The organism is Rhizobium sp. IY2, assembly GCF_047532935.1.
Lineage (GTDB): Bacteria > Pseudomonadota > Alphaproteobacteria > Rhizobiales > Rhizobiaceae > Rhizobium > Rhizobium anhuiense.
Map to the genome: position 1 here is coordinate 1 of NZ_JBLKNU010000058.1, position 223 is coordinate 223.

Here is a 223-nt window from a genome sequence, read left to right on the forward strand (position 1 = left end):
GATCCCCGGCCTGATCATCTTCTCCGATGCGCTGAACCATGCCTCGATGATCGAGGGCATCCGCTACGCCAAATGCGACAAGGTGATCTGGAAGCACAATGACGTGGCCGACCTCGAAGCCAAGCTTGCGGCCGCCGATCCGAAGGCGCCGAAGCTGATCGCCTTCGAGAGCGTCTATTCGATGGACGGCGACATCGCCCCGATCAGGGAGATCTGCGACCTC

1 protein-coding gene is annotated in these 223 nt (G+C 61.0%); it reads left to right on the plus strand.

Translation table 11 applies throughout. The annotated features are described in order from the left end of the window. On the plus strand, positions 1-223 hold a 223-nt coding region (locus tag ACMUVN_RS33375; protein WP_414816066.1), incomplete at both ends, for an aminotransferase class I/II-fold pyridoxal phosphate-dependent enzyme.